The 14,068-nt window shown below is 66.6% G+C and carries 12 protein-coding genes; 1 reads left to right on the forward strand and 11 read right to left on the reverse strand.

Features of this window, described 5'->3' with window-relative positions; translation table 11 throughout:
• Nucleotides 1-48 precede the first annotated feature (48 nt).
• Complete coding sequence (gene lpxD / locus Q9293_RS04655) at nucleotides 49-1,050, forward strand: UDP-3-O-(3-hydroxymyristoyl)glucosamine N-acyltransferase (protein WP_306250529.1); 1,002 nt, start codon at nucleotides 49-51, stop codon at nucleotides 1,048-1,050.
• A gap of 172 nt (nucleotides 1,051-1,222) precedes the next feature.
• Here the strand turns inward: lpxD and Q9293_RS04660 are convergent, their stop codons facing one another.
• From Q9293_RS04660 to Q9293_RS04710, 11 genes are all read right to left on the reverse strand, one after another.
• Complete coding sequence (locus Q9293_RS04660; protein ID WP_306250531.1) at nucleotides 1,223-3,145, reverse strand: response regulator; 1,923 nt, start codon at nucleotides 3,143-3,145, stop codon at nucleotides 1,223-1,225.
• Nucleotides 3,142-5,097, reverse strand: coding sequence for a sensor histidine kinase (locus tag Q9293_RS04665; protein ID WP_306250533.1), 1,956 nt, complete (start codon nucleotides 5,095-5,097; stop codon nucleotides 3,142-3,144). Before Q9293_RS04665 ends, Q9293_RS04660 begins: the two co-directional genes overlap by 4 nt.
• A 4-nt stretch (nucleotides 5,098-5,101) precedes the next feature.
• Nucleotides 5,102-5,977: a hypothetical protein gene (locus Q9293_RS04670; RefSeq protein ID WP_306250536.1), complete on the reverse strand. Its 876-nt coding sequence runs from the start codon at nucleotides 5,975-5,977 to the stop codon at nucleotides 5,102-5,104.
• Nucleotides 5,977-7,074, reverse strand: coding sequence for a chemotaxis response regulator protein-glutamate methylesterase (locus Q9293_RS04675; protein WP_306250538.1), 1,098 nt, complete (start codon nucleotides 7,072-7,074; stop codon nucleotides 5,977-5,979). Before Q9293_RS04675 ends, Q9293_RS04670 begins: the two co-directional genes overlap by 1 nt.
• Before the next feature lie 9 nt (nucleotides 7,075-7,083).
• Nucleotides 7,084-7,947, reverse strand: a complete 864-nt coding sequence (locus Q9293_RS04680; RefSeq protein WP_306250539.1) for an HDOD domain-containing protein — start codon at nucleotides 7,945-7,947, stop codon at nucleotides 7,084-7,086.
• Between the two features lie 19 nt (nucleotides 7,948-7,966).
• Nucleotides 7,967-8,815, reverse strand: coding sequence for an HDOD domain-containing protein (locus Q9293_RS04685; protein ID WP_306250541.1), 849 nt, complete (start codon nucleotides 8,813-8,815; stop codon nucleotides 7,967-7,969).
• A 17-nt stretch (nucleotides 8,816-8,832) separates the two neighbouring features.
• Nucleotides 8,833-9,663, reverse strand: a complete 831-nt coding sequence (locus Q9293_RS04690; RefSeq protein ID WP_306250544.1) for a protein-glutamate O-methyltransferase CheR — start codon at nucleotides 9,661-9,663, stop codon at nucleotides 8,833-8,835.
• Between the two features lie 84 nt (nucleotides 9,664-9,747).
• A complete protein-coding gene (locus tag Q9293_RS04695) occupies nucleotides 9,748-10,116 on the reverse strand; it encodes a holo-ACP synthase (protein WP_306250546.1) in 369 nt (122 codons plus the stop codon).
• Complete coding sequence (locus Q9293_RS04700; RefSeq protein ID WP_306250549.1) at nucleotides 10,113-10,598, reverse strand: GNAT family N-acetyltransferase; 486 nt, start codon at nucleotides 10,596-10,598, stop codon at nucleotides 10,113-10,115. Before Q9293_RS04700 ends, Q9293_RS04695 begins: the two co-directional genes overlap by 4 nt.
• Before the next feature lie 9 nt (nucleotides 10,599-10,607).
• On the reverse strand, nucleotides 10,608-13,076 hold the full coding sequence (hrpB, locus tag Q9293_RS04705) for an ATP-dependent helicase HrpB (RefSeq protein WP_306250551.1): 2,469 nt from the start codon (nucleotides 13,074-13,076) through the stop codon (nucleotides 10,608-10,610).
• Nucleotides 13,073-14,065 (reverse strand): hypothetical protein, encoded by a 993-nt coding sequence (locus Q9293_RS04710; protein WP_306250553.1) that lies wholly within the window; start codon nucleotides 14,063-14,065, stop codon nucleotides 13,073-13,075. The genes hrpB and Q9293_RS04710 overlap by 4 nt, the downstream gene beginning before the upstream one ends.
• Between the last annotated feature and the right edge of the window lie 3 nt (nucleotides 14,066-14,068).

Consider the following 14,068-nt stretch of genomic DNA (forward strand, 5'->3'; position numbering starts at 1 on the left):
GGATTCCAAAGGGTGGTGGAAACTGGAGGCTGACCAAGAGGAGCCCCCATGCCCCGGACTGTGACGACCCTGACTGCGCAGGAACTGGCCGAACGTCTGGGAGGCGTCCTGGAGCATTGTCCCCCGGAACGCCCGATTTCCGAAGTAAGACCCCTGGAAGAAGCCGCAGCCTCATCCGTGTCCTTCCTGGCCAACCCCAAGTACGCGGCCAAGGCCAAGGAGAGTGAAGCCGGGCTGATCTTCGTGGATGCCACGGTGGATCTGGGGGATCGGCCTGTGTTGCGCGTGAAACATCCCTACTGGGCCTTCGCGCAGGCCATCGGTTGGCTGCATCCCGAGCCGACGCCCACCTGGGGCCACGAACCCGTCCATCCCACGGCTCAGATCGGCGAGGGCTGCCGCATCGCCCCGGGCGCCACCGTGGGGGCGAGAACGGTGCTGGGGAAGGGCTGCGTGCTGCACCCCGGCGTGCACATCGGCGATGACTGCGTCCTGGGGGAGGGGTGCGAGCTGTTTCCCGGCGTGGTGCTCTATCGCCGCACGCGCCTGGGGAACCGGGTCGCGGTCCACGCCAATTCCGTGGTGGGCAGCGATGGCTACGGCTACGTGCTGGTGGAGGGGCGCCACGCCAAGATCCCCCAGGTGGGCTGGGTGGAGGTGGGCGATGAGGTCGAGATCGGCGCCTGCGTCTGCATCGACCGCGGCGTGCTGGGGCCCACGCGCATCGGCGCCGGCACCAAGATCGACAACCAGGTGCAGGTGGGCCACAACGTGCAGGTGGGGCAGCACTGCCTGCTGGTGAGCCAGAGCGGCATCAGCGGTTCCACCAGGCTGGGCGACCACGTGACCCTGGCGGGCAAGGTGGGCGTGGTGGGTCACATCGAGATCGGCAGCCGCAGCGTGGTGGGCGGCAACAGCGTGGTGGCCAAGAGCCTGCCCGAGGGCAGCTTCGTCACCGGCTTCCCGGCCCGTCCCCATCGCGAATGGACTGAAGCCCAGGCTGCCCTGAACAGACTGCCGAAGTTCATGAAGCAGCTGCGCAAGGGCTGATGTTTACCGCAAACACAGTTGGCCACAAAGATTACAAAGGACACAAAAAAGCCGATTTCAGGCCGTCTTTCTTTTGTGCCTTTTTGTGTTCTTTGGGGTGATTTCGATGACCGGTTATTCGCAACTTTTAATCGGTGTGAATCCGTGAAATCTGTGGATTCAAATCTTTTGTTCACTCTCCCAGGCAGGTGCGGATCTTCTGGGTGAGGTCGCCGGGGTTGTAGGGCTTCTGCAGGAAGTGGATGGTGCCGTAGCGCTGCAGGTTGCCCGCCACGTCGGAGCTGCTGTAGCCGCTGGAGAGGAGCACGGGGACGGTGGAACCGGGTGCCGGTCCGCCGCGCAGATCCGCCAGCACTTCGTCACCGCTCATGATGGGCATGGTCAGATCCAGCACCACAGCGCGAATGCGGTCGGCATGTTCGCGGTAGACCTTGAGGCCATCCCGGCCATTGGTGGCGGTCAGCACCGTGAAGCCGCAGCGCTCCAGGGTTGAGGAGGCCACACTGCGCACGGCCTCTTCGTCATCCACCACCAGGACCAGGCCCTCGCTCTGGTAGGACTGGGTTGGTCGGTCCTCCCAGACTTCACGGCCCTCGGTGTGTTTGGATCGCGGGAAGTAGAGGCGCACAGCGGTGCCTTCGTCCGGCCTGCTGGTCACCTGGATGGCGCCGTGGTGGCCGCGGACGATGCCCAGCACGGCCGCCAGGCCCAGCCCGCGGCCGGTGAACTTCGTGGTGAAGAAAGGATCAAAGATCCGCTCCAGCGTGTCGGGCTCCATGCCCGAGCCGGTGTCGGCCACCTCGAGGAAGACCGATTCCCCTTCGGGCGGTGTGCCGGCCAGGCAGGGTGTGAGGGGGCCCGTCACCTGGGTTCCGATGCTGATGGTGATGGTGCCCGGGCGGTCCTCCAGCGCATCGGAGGCGTTGGTGATGACGTTCATGATCACCTGCCGGATCTGAGTGCCGTCCCCGTCGATGAGCGGTAGATCGCCTGAGTAGCGGTGCTCCAGCTGGGCCTTCTTGGAGATCACGGTTTCCAGCAGGCCTTCCATTTCATCCACCAGGCGGGGCAGGGACAGCGGCTCCACCTGGAAGGTGCCGCGACCGGAGTAGGCCAGCAGCTGGTTGGTGAGTTCGGCGGCGCGGGTGGCGGCCACTTCGATCTGATGCAGGCGTCGGCGGAGAGGGCTGTCGCCGCTGATCTCCATGAGGGCCAGGCCCGCGTGGCCCATGATGCCCATCAGCAGGTTGTTGAAGTCGTGGGCGATGCCGCCGGCCATGACGCCGAGGCTCTCCAGCTTCTGCGCCTGCTGAACCTTGGACTCCATGATCTGGCGGTCGATCTCCGCCTGCCTGCGCTCGGTGATGTCCCGCGCGTTGATGACGATGCCATGCACGCCTGGCACATCCAGCGCATTGTGGGTCACGACTTCCATGAGTCGCGGGCTGCCGTTGCGATGCATGACACGGATTTCGAGGGTCCGAGAGGCGCCAGGGGTCTGCACCAATTCCCGAAGGACGTCGAGGTAGGTCTCCTGGTCATCGGGGTGGATCAGATCCACCGCCGGGAGCCCGTAGCGTTCACCGTAGGTATAGCCGAGGATCTTCGCGGCCGCGGGGCTGCTGTAGGACACGCGGCCCGCCTGATCGAGGATCACCACCAGATCCAAGGCGTGCTCGATGATGGACCGCATGCGGGATTCGCTGGCCTTCAGCTCCTGTTCCATGCGGTGGCGGTAGAGGGCCATCTCGATGGTCGAGTGCAGGGTGCGTTCGTCGAAGGGCTTGAGCAGGTACCCGTAGGGTGCGCTGTCCTTGGCGCGCTTCAGCGTCACCTCATCAGCGAAGGCAGTGAGGAAGACCACCGGGATGCCCATGGCCTGCATGTAGCGCGCCGCTTCGATGCCATCCATGCCGGCGCCGAGGGAGATGTCCATGAGCACCAGGCCTGGTTTTTGGCTGGCGGCCAGACTGATGGATTCTTCGCCGGTGGAGGCCAGGCCGGCCACGCCGTAGCCCAGGTCCTGAAGATGGAGCTTGAGGTCCATGGCCACGATGGCTTCGTCTTCGACGATCAGGATCTGGGGTTGGCTCATGGGCGGCGGGTCGGCGGGAAGGTGAGGAGGAAGGCGGCTCCGCGGCGTCTTTCCAATTCCAGGGTGCCGCCAAGTTGATCTGTCAGGGCCTGCACCAGCTGGAACCCCAAACCGCCTTGGGCCAGATGCACGGATTCTGGCAGACCCTGGCCCGAATCGGCCACCCGGAGGGTGATCCAGCCTTTGGAATCCCGGTCGATCTCGATGTCCAGGCTGCCGCCTTCGCCCGGCGGGAAGGCGTGTTGGAGGGCATTGGCCACCAGTTCATTCAGGATCAGCCCCAGGGGCACGGGCGAGTCGGGGCCGATGTCGACCTCCGCCACCTTGACCTGCAGGTCGATGAGTGCCGGCACGCTGGCGTAGCTGCGCACCAGGCGCTCCGCGAGGGTGCGCACATAGCCGGGCAGATCAAGTTGGGAGAAATCCGGGGCATGTTTCAGCTTCTGGTGGATGAGGGCGATGGCCTGCACACGCTCCTGGGCTTCCTTCAGCGCCCGCTGGAGGGCGGGGTCCTCCGAGGTGGAGGATTGCAGACGCAGCAGGCTCGAGACCACCTGCAGGTTGTTCTTCACACGATGGTGGATCTCCCGCAGGAGGATGTCCTTCTCCTTCAGCATCACCCGGAGGGCATTCTCCTCCGCGTGCTTGTGGGCATGGATGTCGAAGAGGAAACCCATGACCAGGCCCTTGCCCTTGGCCGGCTCCATGCCGCCGGCGGCGCGTACCCAGTGTTCGTGGCCCTCGGAATCCTGGAGCTTGAATTCGATCTGGTGAACCCCTCGGTTCCGGCTCACCTGAAGCAGAAACTTGAGGAAGGTCAGCTGGTCGTCGGGATGGATCACATCGGCCCAGAAGGGCTTCCGCTGCCATACCTCGGGAGCTCTGCCCAACAGGGATTCCACGGCCTGGCCCAGGTAGGTGCAGCGTCCCGATTCCAGGTCCATTTCCCAGGGGATGGCTCCGGTGGCATCCATGAGGTGATTCAGGTGCAGGCTGCGGCGGTCCCGCATACGGATGGCCTCGCGCTGGGCGTCCATGGCTGCGCCCAGGAAAAGGCCTGTGCCGAACAGAACGCAGAGGAAGGACTGGATCCCGAGTTGGGCATCGGCGGGAAGATCGCTGCGCAGGATCAGCATGGCCAATAGCACCGTAAGCAGTGGGAAGGCGAGGCTGGCGGCGCGCAGGCCACCCTGCACCACCACCCACGTCACAGGCAGGAACAGCAGGTATTTGAGGTGCAGGGTTCCTGGTTCGCTGAATCGCACCACCACGAAGGCGGCGAGGGCGAGGGAAGCCGCTTGCAGGAGAAGACGGCCCGGGTGGAGTTCGGCGCGGCGGGCAGGATGGCCGTGCCAGCCCAGGCGGAGGAACGGATGCGCCCATAAGAGAAGGGCAGGGGTCAGCGTCAGCACACCGAGCGCATTGCTGAGGAAGACCATCCTGAGAATGTCGATGACCGGATGGCCCGGGAGCGCCCCTGCCGTGCGCAGAACGGCCAGGATGGGCACCGATGCGGCCAGGGGGCTGAGCATGGCCAGCAGCATGAAACCGGCCACATCCGGGATGCGCCGGAGGCGGGGTGAGAGCCGGGCTTTGCGGAAGGCCAGGACCGCCAGGGCATGGAAGCAGCCATAGAGCAGAGAGACTGCCGCAATGGCCCAGGTCGGCATGCCCATGGGCTGGAGCAGAAGCGCTGCAGGCAGGGGAGCGAGGGTGATGGTGGGCAGTGCCTTTGGCCCGTACAGGAGCAGCAGCGCCACGCTGAGCGCGGCTGGGTAGTAGCAGAGCGAAGAGGCATCGCGTGCGCGCAGGCTCGCGGTGGCCAACTGGAGCAGGAAGAAGGCCACCCAGGAACCGATGAGCACCGTTTTGGCGCTGAGCCGCCTGGCGTGGGGGCCCGCGGCGTCCACCGCGGTTCGGCCGGAGGTCTGTTGCAAAGGGAATCGACTCACGGCCTCACCCCATGGCCTGAAGGGGGGCCGCCCCGGCGAGGGCGCGCAGATCAGGGCTCCCGGCAGGCAGGGCGAGCACGCGGAAATCCACAGGCCGGCCCAATGAGGCAAGATCCGCTTCCAATCCCTCGCGCATGGCCTCGGCCTGGCCGGGATCCGCCATCCACAGTCGAACCTTCAGTCCTGTGTGGCGCTGTTCCAATCCCAGGCGGATCTCTCCGAGGGCGCTGAAGGGAACACTGAGGAACACGCGATGGACCGGATCATCAGCCTGATTTCCGCGCTCGGCCTCTTGCTCGATCCAGATGCGCATGGGTTCGGCATTCGGCGCCCAGGGCAGGGGCAGCTCGAACCAGCCGGTGCCCTCCTTGGCCTGCAACTGGTGGAAGGTGGCCTCTGTGGGCGACGTGGCGGGATCGGCCAGACCCTTCATGGCCTCCTTCATCCACGAGGACCAAGCCTCCGGCTGCTCCGCCACGGTCGCTCCGGCCTGGAGGAGGCTGCGCAGCAGGGTGCCCAGGGGCGACTGGTCTGTGGGTGCTTGAAGGCGCGCCAGCAACTGGGCCGCCTCGCCCTGGGCCAGGGGCGCCAGGAGCGCGGCCGTGGGCGGGGGGCTGGCCCGCATGACCTGTAGGCGCACCCCTGCGCCCTGGGGCAGAGGGACGCCTTTCAGGGCCAAGGCGGTGCCTTCCGGAAAGGGCAGGTGCCCCTGGGCCTGGAGCTGCTTGCCATCCGCCAGGCGAAGCAGCATGCCGTCTGGCAGCAGGGCCTCGATGGTGGCTTCCAGCGTTTGTCCGAGCAAGGCATGGGCCAAGGTCGGGGCGGATGGCGTCGCCGAGGCCGGAATCCGCAGGGATCCGAGGATGGCGGGAGTCAGCATCAGATTTTGAAATGGCGGCGCAGGATGCCTGGGATCTCAGAAAGGGGGGCAACGGCATCCACGCAACCGCGCTCCACCGCAGCCCTGGGCATGCCGTAGACCACGCAGGATTCTTCGGATTCGGCCAGGGTATGGGCCCCCTTGCGCTTCAATTGCTCCATGCCCTTGGCACCATCGGCGCCCATGCCCGTGAGGATGCCCGCCAGCACCTGGCCCCGGTAGAGCTCCGCCACGCTGAGGAAGAGCACATCCACGCTGGGGCGGTGCAGGGAGGACACGGGCTCGGGGCTCAGTTCCAGGCAGCCCTTGGGGCCCCGGGCGCTGTAGGTCATGTGGATGCCGCCCGGAGCGATGTAGACGGTGCCTGCCTTCAGGGGCTCACCCTGTTCGGCCTCTTTCACATGCACTTGGCAGAGGCCGTCCAGGCGGTCCGCGAAGGGCTTGGTGAAGGTGCTGGGCATGTGCTGGACGATGAGGCAGGGCACTGGAAGGCTGGCGGGCAGGGTGGGCAGGATGTCCTGCAGGGCCTTGGGCCCCCCGGTGGAGCTGCCGATGATGAGCAACTCGGCCTGGGGCGATGAGGCCACCCCTGCACCCGTGGGAGCTGCAGCCTTGGGGGTGGCGGGCCGCGCGGCTGGAGCTGCGGCCGGGGCCGGGGCAGAAGGCTGGGCCGACGCAGGCCGATGGAAGCGGGGGCTGGTGGCCAGGCGGCGCACCTTCTCCTGCAGGTCATGCTGGATCTGGAGGATGCTCAGGCTGGCGAAGCCGCTTTCCTTGGGAATGAAATCCAGGGCGCCCAGCGACAGCGCGTCCAGGGTGGCCTGGGCGCCTTCCTGGGTGAGGCTCGAGACCATCAGGACCGGCATGGGATGGTCCGCCATGATCTTCTTCAGGCAGGTGAGACCGTCCATGCGCGGCATTTCGATGTCGAGGGTGACGATGTCGGGCTTGTGCTCGGCGATCTTCTCCAGGGCGTCAATGCCGTCCCGCGCCGTGGCGATCACCCGCAGGTCGGGTGCCTCCTCCAGCATTTTCTGGAGAGACTTCCGCATGAAGGGGCTGTCATCCACCACCAGGATTCGGATCGTCGGAGTCATGGTCGTACCTCAGGCCTGGAACGCCACTTCGACGAAGGCCAGGGCATGGTCCACTTCATCGTCGATGGAGAAGGTGAGTCGTTCCACGTCCAGATCTTTTTGGAGCGCTCCGGCCATGACGGCTTTGAAGGCCGGCAAGTCGTCGAGGGAGATGAGCAGCCGCTCATCGGCGGGACCCATGGGGATGCGGGTGCGCACGAGCAGGTCGGACAAGTGGGTGAGGTTGGACAGGAAATCATCAGGCCTGGGATCGTGGTGGTCGCGGATCACGTCCACAATGACTTGGGGGAAAGACCACTCCGCAGCCAGCAAGGCGCCGGCCTCGGCGTGATCCATGCCGAGCAGGGCGCGCTCGGCATCGACGAAGTAGGTGCCATCGGCCACGGCCTGGAGCACCTCCGAATAGGCTTCGGGAAAGCAGGTGTCGAGGGCGATCTTGCCGATGTCATGCAGGAGGCCCGTAAGGAAGGCCGTTTCGGCTTGGCCGTGGCGGCGGGCCAGCACGCAGACTCCCTTGGCGGTTAGGCCCACGGCGACGCTGTGCTGCCAGAGTTTTACGGCATCGAGGTGGGTGCCGCCCTTGAGGGTGCGGATGACCGCGGCGCCGGTGCCGAGGTTGGCCACCGCATCGAAGCCCAGGCGCAGCACGGCCGTGCGGAGGTCCATGGCGGCGCCTTCGGTGGCATACAGGGCCGAGTTAGCCAGGCGGAGCAGGGTGGCGGAGAGGGAGGGATCCTTCGACAGGATGCCCAGAACACGGTCCACGGTGCAGCGCTCGTCCTGCACAGCCTCGCCCAGAGCCACCACGGTCAAGGGCAGGCTCGGAAGGGTCTTGGCTTTCAGGCGCGAGGTGAACTGCTCCCGGGTGATCATGCTAGAACTCCGCGATCATCTAGAACTCCGCAATCATGGTCTTGTCCTGCTCGATGGCGGCCCGGACACCCTCCTTGATACCAGCCAAGGCTTCGGGGCCCAGCTGGAGGATTTCCATGGCTTGCATGGTGGCGCCTTCGAGGTGGTGCGGATCGCCAATGCCCACCTTCTCCTCCAGGGCCAGGTGGTTGGCCAGGGCCACGATGGCCGCCAGCTCCCGGTGGACTTCGGGGGCGTGGATGGGATCGTGGTGGAAGCGCACGGCGGCCTGGAGGCTGGGCGCCAGGTTCCACTGGCTGACCAGGGCCTCGCCCACCATGGCGTGGTCGAAGCCGAAGGTGTCGAGCTCCAGATCGAGGCAGATGCTGTTCTCGTTGTAGACCGAGCGCAGCAGGGCGCCATAGCGTTCCGGGAACTTCACGCCCATGACGGATTTTCCGATGTCATGCAACAGGCCGCCAATGAAGGCCTCTTCGATGCGGGCGAAGCGCAGGCGCTTGGCGAAGGCGCGGCTGGCGATGGCCGACACCAGGGCGTGTTCCCAGATGAGCCGCTCCTGCAGGCCCACGGTGCCCCGGTGGTAGAGGTTCTTGGCGGAGCTGGCAATGACCACGCTCTTGATGGTGGAAAACCCGAGGGTCATGATCGCCTGGGTAAGGGTGGTCACTTCGCGCACCATGCCGAACATGGCGGAGTTCGAAATTTTCAGGATCTGGCTCGTGAGGGCCTGATCCATGGAGATGACTTTGCGGAGATCCTCGGCGTTGGCATCAGGATCGGCAGAAACCCTCAGCACCTGGGAGGCCACCTGCGGCAGGGGCGGCAGGTCTCCGAGATTGGCGATGAGCTCTTGGGGGGTGATCGGCATGTTCCGCTCCTGGTCCTCTAGGTCCGCTTCCTGTAGCCCATGGCTTTGCTGAAGTGCAGCAATTCAAAGCCGGTGTTGAAAGCATGAATGCTTTCGCTGTGTCCCACCAGCAGGTAGGCCTTGGGGTGAAGCTGGCCGTGGAATCCCTTGAGCACTTGGGACTTCACGTTTTCATCAAAGTAGATCAGGACGTTCCGGCAGAAGATGACATCAAAGGTTCCCAACTGGCGGTAGGAGGGATAGTCCACCAGGTTGAAGTGCTTCAGGCTGGTGAGCCGCTGCACCTCGGGTTTCACCTGGAAGAGGTCCTTGCCCAGGGGGATGAAGTGCCGCTGCAGCTGCTCCGGTGTGAGGTTGCGCAGGGTGTAGCTGTTGTAGACACCGTCCTGGGCCTGGGCCAGCACCTTCTCGCTGATGTCGGTCCCGAGGATTTCCACCGTGAACCCGCGGAGAACCGTGTCTTTCAGATCTTGGCAGATCATGGCCAGGGTGTAGGGCTCTTCGCCGCTGGAACAGGCCGCGGACCAGATGCGCAGTCGGGTCTGGCCCCGCTCCCGGGCCTGCTTGGCGGCATCGGGCAGAACGATGTTCTGGAAGGCCTCGATTTGGGGCGGGTTGCGCCAGAAGCTGGTTTCGTTGGTGGTGATCTCCACGAAGAGCCGCTTCAGTTCCACTGGTCCCTGGCTGCCCTGGAGGAGGGACAGGTAGTCCGCATAGCTTCGGAGCTTCAGTTCCGCGATGCGCTTGCTCAGCCGGTTCTCCAGGAAGTACTGCTTGGATTCGCTGAAGAAGATGCCGGACTTGGCATAGATGAAGTCCCGGAGGCTCCGGAACTCGGCGATCGTCATCTGTTGCTTAGCCTGGAGTGGATCCATCGGGTCGTCCTTTTCCCGGGATCGGCTCAACTTTCCAAGGCTTGAGTTTCCGTCGACTCAATCTTCCAGCACCACCACCGCCAGGGCCAGGTCCCCATCGTGGCTCACGCTGCCGTGCAGGAAGCGGATCTTCCTTGAAACCAGCAGCTCCGCCAGGGCGCCCACCGCCCAGAGGCGGCCATTCACGTAGCGGAGTTCCTTCCAGGACCACCCGTCCAGGCCCGTGCCCAGGGCCTTGCCGAAGGCCTCCCGCAGGGCCCAGCGCCCGGCCAGGCGCTCGGGCAGGCGCTCCCGATTGCCGCCCAGGAGGTAGGCTGCCTCCTCGGGGTGGAGGATCCGGCCCACGCATTTCTCGGCCCCGAAGCGCTCCACCAGGTGGCGCCAGCGGGAGGGAGGGCAGAGATCCGTTCCGAGTCCCTTGATCATGCGAGCTCCTGGGCGAACCAGTGGTCGCAGCCGCCATGTCCGGTGCGTCCCAGGGGCGCGCAAAGGGGTTTGAACCCCAGCTTTTTGTAGAGGCGGATGGCCTGATCCATGCCCGAGAGGGTTTCCAGATAGCAGGTGCGGTAGCCCAGGTCCTTCGCCACGGATAGGCAATGCCGCAGCATGGCCTCGCCCAGGCCCTGGCCCCGGGCTTCCCGGAGGAAATACATCTTCCGCAGTTCGCACACGCCAGGCTCGCCTCCCTCCAGGGCGGCCACGCCCGCTCCGCCCAGCACGCGGCCTTCTGGATTCACCACCACGAAGTAGGCGGCCCCGGGCACCGAATAGGCGGCGTTCATGTGATCCACCTCGGGATCATGGATGGCGAAGCCCGGGCCATCGGCGCCAAACTCCGGCATGACTGTGCGGATGATGGCGGCCACGGCGGCATCGTCTTCGGGGCGGATGGGGCGGAAGCTGAGCATGCCGCCAGCCTACTCCGGCCAATGATGCTTGGGATAGAGGCGGGAGAGGGCGGGCCGCAGCTCCTGGTAGACCCGCTGCCAGAAACCTGCGAGATCCGTGGTGACCTGGACGGCCCGCATGTTCGGGGCCAGCAGGTGCAGCACCAGGGGCACGGCGCCGCCCGCAACCGCCGGGGATTTCTTGAGGCCCCAGAAATCCTGCAGGCGGGAGGCGATCCAGGGCGGATCGTCCTCGTAATGCACCTTGGTGGGCCGCCCCTTGGGCAGCTGGATGGCCTCGGGCGCCCAGCTGTCGAGCAGGCGCAGTGTTTCCGCAGGGAAAGCCTGGCGCAGGGCGGCGGGCCAATCCACTTCCTGCACCTCCCGGAGGGTGGTGCGGCCTTGGCAGGCTCCGGCCAGCAGGGGGCCCAGCAGATCGTCAGGAAGGCCGAGGTCGGGTCGGTGTTTCCTTAGAAACGCAAGCCGCGCCAGCAACCGAGCTGGAACCTCGTCCAGGGGCCGCTCCCGCAGGGCTTCACCAAGCAGGGTGGCGGCCCGCGGATCGGAAGCATCCGCTGGCCCGCGGCTGGCATCAATGACCAGCCCTGCGAAGCGGATTTCCGAGCGGCGCTCCACCCGCCCGGCGCTGGGGTTGAACACCAACTCGTCCACATCCTCCAGGCGCTCCGGGAAGGCATCCAGCAGCCAGTCCGCCTCACAGCGGGAGGCCATGCGGATCAGCGTCTGTCCGCCTGTGCCCTGCTTGGTGGCTTCGGCCTCCAGGGCCAGGATCAGCCCCGGCCGCCGCACGCGGCTGGCAGGATCGAGCTTCGCGCCGCCACCACCTGCGAAGGCGCAGGTGCCATTGGCCGAGAGCTGGCCCACGCGGTCCGGGTAGGCGTGCAGCAGGGCCTTCAGCAGCCGCGTTTCTGCATCACCTGGTTCGGCGGGCGAAGGCAGCAGGCGGGCAAGGGATTGGGAAGCGCGCCGGGCCCGCTGGACGGCGGACACATCCAGACCCGCAGCGCGGCAAGCCCCCGCCCCGAAGCCTGCCGTTTCGGCCTCGTCGAACTGATCCAGGCGCAGCAGCAGGTCGGAGTCGGCGCCGTGGCCGGTCTTCACCGGATTTCTGTCCAGGCCTTGGCGGGCCGACAGCCCGCCAGTCTCCAGCAGGGCCGCGGCGCGCAGGGCCAGCTGGGGGATGCCCAGGTCCTCCCCGGCCACGGCCAGCCGCGCCAGGCGCGGGTGCAGGGGCAGGTCGGCCATGCGGCGGCCGATGGGGCTGAGGGCGCCGTCCTCCAGGGCGTCCAGGCGCGTGAGGAGGGCCTCCGCCGAAGCCACCGAAGCCGCCGGTGGGGCCTCGAACCAATCGAGGTTTCCAGGCTGGCCGATGCCCATGCCGTGGAGGGTGAGCAGGGGTTCCGCCAGGTCGGCGCGCTGGAGTTCCGGCGTGTCGAAGGCGGGCCGGGCGGCGTGATCGGCTTCCGTGAACAGCCGCAGGCAGCGGCCCGGCCCCGTGCGGCCCGCCCGGCCCGTGCGCTGGGTGCAGCGAGCCTGACTGATGCGCACGGTCTTCAAGCCCGAGAGGCCCGACCAGGGCGAGTAGACGGCCTCGCGGCCCAATCCCGAATCCACCACGGCGCCGATGCCATCGAGGGTGACGGAGCTTTCCGCCACATTGGTGCTGAGGATGACCTTGGGTGTGGCGAGGGGCTCCAGGGCGTGGGCCTGAGCCTCGGGCGAAAGATCCCCGTGCAGGGGCCGCAGGCTCAGGCCGCGGCGCTGGGCCACGGCCTCGCAGCCCTTCAGGCAGGCGCGAATCTCGGCGGCACCCGGCAGGAAGACGAGGGTGTGGCCGCGCAGGCCCTCGGCATAGAGCCGCTCCAGGGCGTCAGCCACCTGCAATTCAATGGGGCGGTCATCGGGGCGCGCGAGAAAGGCGGTTTCCACCGGAAAGACCCGCCCTTCGCTGCGCAGCACGGGCGCGTCCAGGTAGGTGGCTACGGGGCCGGGATCCAGGGTGGCGGACATGACCAGCAGACGCAGGTCGGGCCGGGACTGCCGCTGCAGGCGTCGCAGCAGGGTGATGGCCAGGTCGGTGTGGAGGTGGCGCTCATGGAATTCATCGAGAACCAGCGCCGTGATGCCCCGCAGCTGGGGGTCGCCATGGAGGCGCCGCAGCAGCAGGCCCTCGGTGACGAAGCGCAGGCGCGTGGCCTTGGAGACCTTCTGCTCGAAGCGCACGGCGTAACCCGCCCGCTGGCCCAGGGCTTCGCCGAGTTCTTCGGCCACCCGGGTGGCAGCCAAGCGGGCGGCCAGGCGGCGAGGCTCGAGGATCCAGCATTCACCTTCTCCCAACAGCCCCGAGGCCAGCAGCGCTGGGGGCACGCGCGTGGTCTTGCCCGCGCCGGGATCCGCCTGCAGAACAAGGTTGGGATGGTGGCTCAGGCTGTCGATGATCTGCGGCAGCAGGGGATCGATGGGCAGGGCCAAGGTCACACCTGCTCCAGGGCGGCGCGGAAGGCGGCGGGGTCATCCACGGAGAAGGCCAGGCGCGTGGTGGGTCGCCCCGGGCCCAGGAGGCCCAGCACGCGCACGGGTTCGCTCAGTTCAAGCTCCAGCACCGCGGGCCCCGCGGCCACGAGCTTCTGCACACCTTTCATGTGTGCATGTCGGGCCCAGTCATCGTTGAATTCGGGCAGGGGTCCGATGGATTGGATTAAGCCAACGGGAAACGACACAGACTTCACCAGGCCCTGGTGCAGGTGGAGTTGTCCGTCGCAGATCTGGTGGGGGCGGGCCTTCAGCGTGGCGTAGAAGCCGAAGAGCCAGAGCACCGCGTAGATCGTGGAGCCGTGCAGGATCCAGCGCAGCCAGGGCGCGAGGTGGGGAAAGAGGGCATGAAGCAGCAGGATGTCTCCGGGAATGAGCAGGGGCAGGGCGGGGAGGAACCCACCGAGGGCCGCTTCCCGATGATGGCTGAAGCCCGGGGGCGCCGGGTCACGGAAGCCGCCACAGAGGAAGCGCAGGGCACTGCCCAGCATGACCAGCTCCAGGGCGATGAGGCGGGCGGCCCGGGGTGGGAGGAAGGCTTCAAAGGCGAGGGCGATGCGGTCTTCGGGCCAGGCGCCTGGTTGGGAGCGTACGCTCCTCCAAGCTCGGATGGCCAGTACCAGCAGCAGCGCCTCCAGCACCAGGGCCGTCGCCAGCCTCAGTTTGAAGGTCAGGCCGGGGCCTCTCGCGATCATCAGGCCCAGGCCCTCCAGACACACCAGGGCGGGCAGCAGCAGGCGCGTGCCCGGCAGCCGCCCGCGGCGCCAATCGCGGGTCAGGCTCAGCATCCTGAGGGCCAGAAAACCCAGCAGGCCACCAAGAATCCAGGGGGATGTGCGTTGCCCCGGGTACCGCAAGCGCAGAATCAAGGCCCTTCCGGCCAAGGCGAGAAACAGGACCCAGAGCAGGGCCAGGGGGCGGAAGCGCTTTTCCATCCA

The sequence above is a fragment of the Geothrix sp. PMB-07 genome (assembly GCF_030758935.1).
Taxonomy (GTDB): domain Bacteria; phylum Acidobacteriota; class Holophagae; order Holophagales; family Holophagaceae; genus Geothrix.

What these genes read in the sequence shown, in the direction of transcription:
- lpxD (WP_306250529.1), top strand. Translation starts at nt 49, where the DNA reads ATGCCCCGGACTGTGACGACCCTGACTGCGCAGGAACTGGCCGAACGT.
- Q9293_RS04660 (WP_306250531.1), bottom strand. Translation starts at nt 3,145, where the DNA reads ATGAGCCAACCCCAGATCCTGATCGTCGAAGACGAAGCCATCGTGGCC.
- Q9293_RS04670 (WP_306250536.1), bottom strand. Translation starts at nt 5,977, where the DNA reads ATGCTGACTCCCGCCATCCTCGGATCCCTGCGGATTCCGGCCTCGGCG.
- Q9293_RS04675 (WP_306250538.1), bottom strand. Translation starts at nt 7,074, where the DNA reads ATGACTCCGACGATCCGAATCCTGGTGGTGGATGACAGCCCCTTCATG.
- Q9293_RS04680 (WP_306250539.1), bottom strand. Translation starts at nt 7,947, where the DNA reads ATGATCACCCGGGAGCAGTTCACCTCGCGCCTGAAAGCCAAGACCCTT.
- Q9293_RS04685 (WP_306250541.1), bottom strand. Translation starts at nt 8,815, where the DNA reads ATGCCGATCACCCCCCAAGAGCTCATCGCCAATCTCGGAGACCTGCCG.
- Q9293_RS04690 (WP_306250544.1), bottom strand. Translation starts at nt 9,663, where the DNA reads ATGACGATCGCCGAGTTCCGGAGCCTCCGGGACTTCATCTATGCCAAG.
- Q9293_RS04695 (WP_306250546.1), bottom strand. Translation starts at nt 10,116, where the DNA reads ATGATCAAGGGACTCGGAACGGATCTCTGCCCTCCCTCCCGCTGGCGC.
- Q9293_RS04700 (WP_306250549.1), bottom strand. Translation starts at nt 10,598, where the DNA reads ATGCTCAGCTTCCGCCCCATCCGCCCCGAAGACGATGCCGCCGTGGCC.
- Q9293_RS04710 (WP_306250553.1), bottom strand. Translation starts at nt 14,065, where the DNA reads ATGGAAAAGCGCTTCCGCCCCCTGGCCCTGCTCTGGGTCCTGTTTCTC.